At 65.6% G+C, this 6,465-nt stretch carries 4 protein-coding genes; 2 read left to right on the plus strand and 2 right to left on the minus strand.

Going from position 1 to position 6,465, the window contains the following annotated elements; translation table 11 throughout:
• Positions 1-28: 28 nt before the first annotated feature.
• Positions 29-568: a carboxymuconolactone decarboxylase family protein gene (locus ACFWF3_RS19840; protein WP_378626640.1), complete on the minus strand. Its 540-nt coding sequence runs from the start codon at positions 566-568 to the stop codon at positions 29-31.
• A 41-nt stretch (positions 569-609) separates the two neighbouring features.
• Complete coding sequence (locus ACFWF3_RS19845; protein WP_378988580.1) at positions 610-1,197, minus strand: peroxiredoxin; 588 nt, start codon at positions 1,195-1,197, stop codon at positions 610-612.
• A gap of 80 nt (positions 1,198-1,277) precedes the next feature.
• Between ACFWF3_RS19845 and ACFWF3_RS19850 the strand changes: the two genes are divergently transcribed.
• Complete coding sequence (locus ACFWF3_RS19850) at positions 1,278-2,186, plus strand: hydrogen peroxide-inducible genes activator (protein ID WP_379314789.1); 909 nt, start codon at positions 1,278-1,280, stop codon at positions 2,184-2,186.
• 635 nt (positions 2,187-2,821) lie between these two features.
• Positions 2,822-6,465: amino acid adenylation domain-containing protein (locus ACFWF3_RS19855; RefSeq protein ID WP_379314790.1), on the plus strand; the 3,644-nt coding region annotated here is incomplete at its 3' end.

Here is a 6,465-nt window from a genome sequence, read left to right on the forward strand (position 1 = left end):
GCCTCGAAACAGGCGCGAAACCGACGAATCAGACGGCAGCCGAAGCCAGCGCCTCGGTGGACGCGACCGCCTGGCCGACACCGGCGACGATCGCCGCCGCACGCAGTGACTCGAAGATCACCTCACGCGACACACCGGCCTCGCGCAGCGTCTTCTCGTGCGCCTCGAGGCAGTGCGCGCAGCCGTTGATCGAGGACACCGCGAACGACCACAGCTCGAAGTCGGCCTTGTCGACGCCGGGGTTGCCGATGATGTTCATCCGCAGGCCCGCGCGCAGATCGTCGTAGCGACCGTCCAGGAACGCCTTACCGCGGTAGAATACGTTGTTCATGCCCATGATCGACGCGGCGCCCAGCGCGGCGTCGTAGGCCTCGGCCGAGAGCACGTCGGCGGCCTCTTCGGCGACCTCACGCAGGGTGGTCGCCGAGCGCGTGGCGGCGGCCGAAGCGAGCAGGGTGCCCCACAGCTGCTGCTCGTTGAGCACCGTGGTGCGGGCCAGCGAGGACAGATTGAGCTTGAGGTCCTTGGCGTACTCGGGAAGAGAGTTCTTCAGGTTCTCGATGCTCATGACAGTGGGGCTCCTTCAGGGTGTTTCGGTGGGGAAGTGGTTCAGACGCTGGCGGTGAGCAACTCACCCGCGTTGATGGTCGGGTCGCCCTTCTTCCAGTTGCAGGCGCACAGCTCGTCGGACTGCAGGGCGTCGAGCACGCGCAGCACCTCGTCGACGTTGCGGCCGACCGAACCGGCGGTCACCGAGACGAACTGCACCTCGTTGTTCGGGTCGACGATGAAGGTGGCGCGGTCGGCGACGCCGTCGGCGTTGAGAACGCCGGAGGCGGTGGCCAGTTCACGCTTGAGGTCCGACAGGATCGGGAAGGGGAGGGTCTTGAGATCCTCGTGCTGTGCGCGCCACTGGAAGTGCACGAACTCGTTGTCGACCGAGGCGCCGAGCACCTGCGCGTCACGATCGGCGAACTCCTCGTTCAGCTTGCCGAACGCGGCGATCTCGGTCGGGCACACGAAGGTGAAGTCCTTGGGCCAGAAGAACACGATGCGCCACTTGCCGGCGTGGTCGTCGCTGGTGATCTGGGTGAAGTAATCGTCGGGCTGCTGCGCGTCGACCTTGGAGAGGTCGCCTCCGATGACGGCCTTGAGGTTGTATGCCGGGAACTGGTCGCCGATGGTCAGCAGAGCCATGCTTCGTCTCCTCATTCGTGGTGTGGTTGATGTCAGCCTACTGAAAGGTAAAGCCGATTGCTGGTCGTACACTGATAGGTGTGAGTGATCAGACTTATCAGCCAACCCTGTCGCAGCTGCGTGCGTTCGTGGCCGTCGCCGAATACCGGCATTTCGGCACCGCCGCAGCGCGTTTGACTGTGAGTCAACCCACGTTATCGCAGGCACTGGCATCACTGGAAAACGGACTCGGGCTCCAGCTGATCGAGCGCAGCACCCGCCGCGTGCTGGTGACCGCCGCCGGAATGCGACTGCTGCCGCAGGCCATGGCGACCCTGGAAGCCGCCGATCGATTCGTCGCCTCGGCGACCGGCGACACCCTCGGCGGCACACTGCGCGTGGGCATCATTCCGACCGTCGCCCCGTACGTGCTGCCCGAACTGCTGCCCGAGTTGCGCCGCAAACTGCCCGGGGTGCTACCCCAGGTGGTGGAAGACCAGACCGCGCGGCTGCTGGACGGGTTGCGCACCGGTGTGCTCGACGTGGCGGTGCTCGCCCTGCCGACCGAAGCCAACGGCTTGGTCGAGATCCCCCTCTACAGCGAGGAATTCGTGCTGGTCACGCCCCGCGGGCACGAGCTGGCCGGCCGCACCGACCTGGCCGCGCCCGCGCTCGCCGACCTGCCGCTGTTGCTGCTCGACGAGGGCCACTGTCTGCGCGATCAGACTCTGGACCTGTGCCGCTCGGCCGACGTGCAACCCGGGACGGTCGGCGATACCCGTGCCGCCTCGCTGACCACGGTCGTGCAGTGTGTGGCCGGCGGGCTCGGGGTGACGCTCATCCCGGAGATGGCCGTGGCCGCCGAGACCGCGCGCGCGAATCTGGGCACCGCCCGCTTCACGGCCCCCGCTCCCGGTCGCACGATCGGGCTCGCGTATCGAGGGTCTTCCGCGCGGGCCGCGGATTACGAATACCTCGCGGCGGTCATCCGATCCAAGCGCCCTTTCTGATCTGCGCGCTCCTCGAACAATGCTTGTTGTGACAGTGGGCTCGTTGTCGAGCCAGGCGAATTGTCATAGTTGCAGAATAAATTTCGCAAAATGGACTTTTCTCCGCTCGCCATCCGAGGGCGAGCGGATATTTAGCATCGCAAATCAAATAACTTCTCGATGATCCTGCGATGCGTCGGTTTCTTCGACCAGCGCTAGAATCATTGCAGTTAACTATTGGCATTCACGTGTTCGGGAATGCTGTGGCCGGGGAGTTCGGTCCACATCCCCCACGACACGGTATAGCGATCGGAGCGGTGCGGCAAGTGTCTGCGCCACCTTTGTGGATCGATTCCGAATCGTGCTGAATTCGGTACCCGATGCATGTACCGCGGGTGATCCGACTCTGGGCGGACGGTTGGGACGGCCCATCGGAGAGGATGTCGAACAGGGGTCGGCCAGGTCGGGATGCCGATCGCCACGGCGGCGACGTCCTAAACGTCCTTTCTGTGTTCGTGACCATGTTGAAAGGTTCCGGAAATCGGATTCGGCAACTTTGCGGCTATATAATCGACATCTTGAAGTGAGCTGTAAGAGGGGAGGTCGAAATGGGCCGAAAGAGTCGCATCGATGACAGTCAGGACCGGTCGAAGCGGTTGGAAATCGGCTCATTCCGCTATTCCCAAAAAAAGGATTCCGGTAACGGTTCCGGTGCTGGGTCCAACGGCAGCGGACACCCGTCATTCGAAATCTTTCCGCTGACGGCGGCGCAGCGGGGGATCTGGTTTGCCCAGCACCTCACCGAATCGTCACCGATTTCTGTGGCCCAATACGTCGAGGTCGTCGGAGAGGTGGACGCCGAACTGCTTGCCGAGGCCTGCAGAACCGCCAGTCGCGAGTTCGGATCCGGGCATACGCGACTGATCGAGGTCGATGGAGAGCCCTGTCAGTTCGTCGACGAGGACCGTGGAGGTCCGGTATCGGTCGTGGACCTGCGCCATCATGCCGATCCGGTGGCGACCGCGCGCGCGATGATGGCTCAGGACTATTCCGCTCCGCTGGACATGCTGAACGACGACCTCGTGACGAGCATCGTGTTCCGGGTCGGCGAGGACCATGTCCTGTGGTACCAGCGCGCGCACCACATCGCGCTCGACGGATTCGCCGCGGTAACGATGCTGCACAGGATGACCGAGCTGTACAACGCTTGGGTGAAGTCCGAGGAACCGGCATCGTGCGCGGCGCAGGACCTGGAGGTCATCGTCGAGCAGGACCTGGCGTACCGGGGTTCGACACGTTTCGACAACGACCGCAACTACTGGCTGGAGCATCTCGCAGGCGCGCCGCCCGCCGTCAGCCTGGCCGGTCGCGTCGGCAAGCCCACCATCCATCCGGCGCTGGTCAGCACAGAGCTGCCCGACGCCACCGCGCGTCTGCTGACAAGCGTCGCGCTCGAACATGGTCAGAGCGTGGCTCCGACCATCGTCGCGGCGTTCGCCGCCTATCTCGCGCGGATGACCGGAAGCGACGAAGTGATGCTGAGCCTGCCGGTTTCGGGTCGGCACTCCGCCGTGCTGCGCCGTTCCGGGGGGATGGTGGCGAACGTGGTGCCGCTGCGGGTGCGGGTGGCCGGCCGCAACGTCGGTGAACTGATCGCCGCGGTGCAAAGTGAGTTGACGAGTGCACTGCGGCGGCAGCGCTACCGCCAGGAGGACATATTCCACGATATGGGGATCGCGCGCGACGAGGCGGCGTCCTTCGGGCCTGCCGTGAACCTGATGCTGATCGAGAACGAGGTTGTGCTCGGCAACACGACAGGCCGCCTCAACGTCCTCACCTCAGGCCCTACCGCCGACCTTTTCGTCAATATCTACCCGGGTGCGGGCAAAGACAGTACGCATATCGATTTCCAGGGAAATCCGAACGCCTACACCCCGGACGAGCTCGCTGGCCACCACCGGCGGTTCCGTATGTTCCTGCACGAGTTCCTCGCCGGGGGAGCGGAATGTCGAGTCAGCGGATTGTCGCTGCTCGACGTACACGAGCGGTCCACCCTGCCGCGGGTGCGGGGGCCGATCGGAGTCGAAACACGGCTGCTTCCCGAGATTCTGACCGAGAGCGCGCGCCAGGATCGCAGTGCGTGCGCGATCGTCTCGGCCGGGCAGACGATGACCTACGGCGAGCTGGACGACAGATCCTCCCAGCTGGCCCGGCATCTGATAGCTCTGGGTTGTGGCCCGGACGCGGCGGTGGCGATCATGCTGCGACGCTCGGTCGAATCCGTGGTGGCGACATGGGCGATCGCGAAATGTGGGGCCGCGGTGGTCCAGCTGGACCCCGAGTACCCGCGCAAGCGGGTAGAACACATGATCGCCGACAGCGGCGCGACCGTGGCGATAACGATCGACGACTTGCGCGACCGAGTCCCACCGGCGACGCGTTGCGTGGTTCTCGATGATCCCGCGACCCTGGGGGAAGGCGGCGCCGACAGCGGGCCGATTTCCGACTACGACCGTATCCGGCCACTGCGCCCGTCCAATATCGCCTACATCACCTATACCTCGGGATCCACCGGAACGCCGAAAGGCGTTCAGGTCACCCACACCGGCCTCGCGAATCTGATTGCCGACCGCGCCGCCACCTACGGAATAGACGCGACCTCTCGGGTGTCGTATGCGCTCTCGCCCAGTTTCGACGCCTCCATGGAACAGTTTCTGACCTGCTTCGCGAGCGGATCCGCGCTGGTGATCGTGCCGCCCGAGGTGACCGGCGGCGAGCCGCTCACGCGACTGCTGGCCGACGAGCACGTGACCCACCTGACCCTGACGCCCACGATGCTGGCAACCGTGGACCCGCATCCGGCGACCGACGTGCGCGTGCTCGTGGTCGGCGGCGACGTCTGTCCACCGCACGTCATCGAGCGGTGGGCGCCGTCGTTGTCCATGTACAACGAATACGGTCCCACCGAGGCCACCGTGACCGCCGCCGGCGGCGTGCTCGGACCCGGTCACGCCCACCTGGTCGGTGGCCCCCTTCGTGGCGTCGCGGCGATGGTGCTGGACCGAACGCTCCAACCGGTGCCGAACGGCACCGCGGGCGAGCTGTATCTCGCCGGGCCGGGATTGGCCCGCGGATACAGCCATCTGTTCGTCGAAACCGCCGCCCGGTTCGTCGCGGACCCGTACGGCGGCGCGGGCGAGCGGATGTACCGCACCGGCGACATCGCGCGCTGGACCGGCGACAACGCCGAGATGGCGCTGGAATTGCTGGGACGCGGCGACTTCCAGGTCAAGATCCGTGGCTACCGGATCGAACCGGGTGAAATCGACACCGCGCTCACCACACACGAGGACGTGGATCTTTCCGTGACGGTGCCGGTGCACAACAACGCGGGCACGACCGTGCTGGCGTCGTATGTGGTCCCGGTCAGCGGCCGTCGGATCGAACCGCTCGAACTCCAGCGCTTCGCCCGTGATTCGCTGCCGCCGCAGATGGTTCCGGCGGTGATCATCGCGTTGGACAGCCTCCCGGTGAACGCCTTCGGCAAGCTCGATCGCAGCGCTCTGCCGAAGCCGGAGTTCGGGACCGCGCCGGCCGGCCGGCCGCCGGCCACCGCCCGGGAGAAGGCGATCGCACGGCTGTTCACCGAGGTGCTCGGCGTGCCTCTGGTCGGGGCGGACGACAGCTTCTTCGCCCTGGGCGGCGACAGCATTCTGTCGATCCAGCTGGTGGCGCGGGCCAAAGCCGATGGCCTGAGTTTCTCCACACAGGATGTGTTCGTGCACAAGACCGTTGCGGGCTTGGCGGCCACGGCGACGAAATCAAGCGATACGCCCGAGTTGGCCGAGTTGCCCGGCGGCGGCGTCGGGCCGCTGCCGTTGTCGCCGATCATGTGCGCAATGCTGGATCGGGGTCATTACGACCGATTCGCGCAGGCCGCGCTCGTGCAGCTGCCCGATGGGGTCGATCGAGCGGGCCTCGTGCGCGCAGTGGGATCCCTGCTGGACCGCCACGACATGCTGCGCGCGGTCTTGCGCGGCGATTCGGTTGATAGCTACGTCGAGGTACTCGAGCCGAACGCGGTCGACCCGGACGCCGCGCTTGTCGATGTTCGCCTCGAGCGACGGGACGCCGCCGAGGTCGACCGTCACCTGCAGCAGGCCGCCGATCGATTGGACCCGGGCAAGGGTGTGCTCGTTCAAGCCGTCTGGATGCGGGATCTCCACGGCTCGGGACCCGACCTGATGTGGCTGGTGATTCACCATCTCGCTGTCGACGTGGTGTCGTGGCGCATCATCCT

It is taken from the genome of Nocardia sp. NPDC060220 (assembly GCF_042727815.1).
In the GTDB taxonomy this organism is placed as follows: Bacteria; Actinomycetota; Actinomycetes; order Mycobacteriales; family Mycobacteriaceae; genus Nocardia.